Raw genomic sequence first — 1,811 nt, 5'->3', positions numbered from 1 at the left:
GCGGGCACGATCACCTACCGGCACGTCCGCGACCTCGACCTGCCCACCTCGTTCCCGGTGCCCGGCGGCACCTGGACGCCCTGCGAGGACCCCGGCGAGGGCCCGCAGGTCGAGGGCATGGTGGCCGACCCCGAGCACAGGGTGCTGTACGCCGCGCAGGAGGACGTCGGCATCTGGCGCATCCCGCTGAAGGGCGCGCCGCGGCTCATCGACCGGGTCAAGGAGTACGGCGTCCCCGCCGCCTACAACCCCGAGACCGACGAGTGCGAGCCGACCGGACCCGACCCCGGCGTGGGCGGCGAGCACATCACCGCCGACGCCGAGGGCCTCACCATCTACCGGCAGGACGGCGGTGACGGCTACCTGATCGCCTCCAGCCAGGGCGACAACACGTTCGTCGTCTACGACCGCGAGGACCCGACCCACTACATCGGCCGCTTCCGCGTCGCCCCCGGCACGACGGTGGACGGCTCCGAGGTCTGCGACGGCGCGATGGTGACCAGCGCGCCCGTCGGGCGCTTCCGCAACGGCCTCCTGGTCGTCCACGACGGCGAGAACTCGCCCGAGGCCGTGGACGAGAACGGCGAGGTCCGCGAGAACACGAACTTCAAGTTCGTGGCCTGGGAGGATGTGGCCCAGCCGCTCGACCTGGACATCACGCCCGGCGACTGGGACCCGCGAGACTAGACCCACCGAACACCGGATCAACCGAGCCGCCGCCATGGCAGCCCCCATGGCGGCGGCTCGCCGGCCGACCCCTGGAGGACACCGGATGGCCCACCCGACGCTGGAGGACGTCGCCGCCCGCGCCGGCGTGTCCCGGGCCTTGGTGTCGCTGGTGATGCGCGGCTCCCCCAAGGTCGCCGAGCCGCGCCGCAAGGCCGTCCTGGAGGCGGCCCGCGAACTGGGCTACCGCCCCAACATGATGGCGCGGAGCCTCGCCGCCGGCCGGACCGGCATCGTCGGCGTCCTCCTGTCCGACCTCCACGACCCCCGCTACGCCGCCGTCCACGACGGCCTCGCCGAAGAGACCGGCGACGTCCGCCTCCTCATGACCACCGGCCACGGCCGCCCCACCCGCGAGCTGGCCGCCCTGAACGACCTCCTCGACCTGCGCCCTGACGGCGTGGTCCTGTGCGGCCCGAGGATCGCCGCCGCCGACATCGAACGCGCCGCCGCCGGCTGCCCCACGGTGGTCGTAGGCCGCTCCCTCCGCTCAACCCGCGTCGACTGCGTGACGGGCGACGACGCGGCGGCCGTGGAGCAGGCGATCGCGCACCTGAGGGACCTGGGCCACCACCACCTGGCCTGCCTGGACGTAGGCGCCCGCCCCTCCCCCCTGCGCCGCGCCTGCGAGACCGCCGACCTGTCCGTCGCGACCACCCCGGACGAGCTGCCCCGCACCGCCACCGCCGTCCTCGCCCTCGGCGACACGACCGGCACGACCGCCCTCACAGGACTACTGCGCGCTGGAAGGCGCGTCCCCGAGGACGTCTCCCTGACCGTCCACGGCACCCCGCCGGGCGCCGAGGCGGCGCAGGTGACGACGATCGCCCCGCCGCCCGCCGAACTGGGGCGCCTGGCGATGACGGCCCTGCTGTCCCGCATCAAGGACGGCCCGTCGGCGAAGCCGCAGCGCATCACCGTCCCCCCGCGCCTGGACGCCCGCGCCACCACCGCACCCGCCTGAAAGCGACCGTGCAAGCGACCCGAACGGCACGGGCGTCCCCCGAAAGGCACCGCCCACGAACGTGAAGGCGGGTCAGACATCCCTGGAGGTTGGATGTCAAGCGGCGAGGTCGTGGTGGTGG

General features: G+C 74.2%; 2 protein-coding genes. Both read left to right on the top strand.

The genetic code is table 11. The features are described 5' to 3' along the window. Positions 1 to 687, top strand: a 687-nt coding sequence (locus ACIWVC_RS34175) for a phytase (protein ID WP_396455150.1), incomplete at its 5' end; no start/stop codon positions are given. 85 nt (positions 688 to 772) lie between these two features. Beyond that, the gene (locus ACIWVC_RS34170; protein ID WP_396452539.1) at positions 773 to 1,690 is read left to right on the top strand and encodes a LacI family DNA-binding transcriptional regulator; all 918 of its coding nucleotides are present in this window, start codon (positions 773 to 775) and stop codon (positions 1,688 to 1,690) included. Positions 1,691 to 1,811 lie beyond the last annotated feature (121 nt).

This window comes from Actinomadura sp., assembly GCF_044508335.1.
GTDB lineage: Bacteria > Actinomycetota > Actinomycetes > Streptosporangiales > Streptosporangiaceae > Spirillospora.
This window is presented reverse-complemented; position numbering and strand designations above follow the sequence as displayed.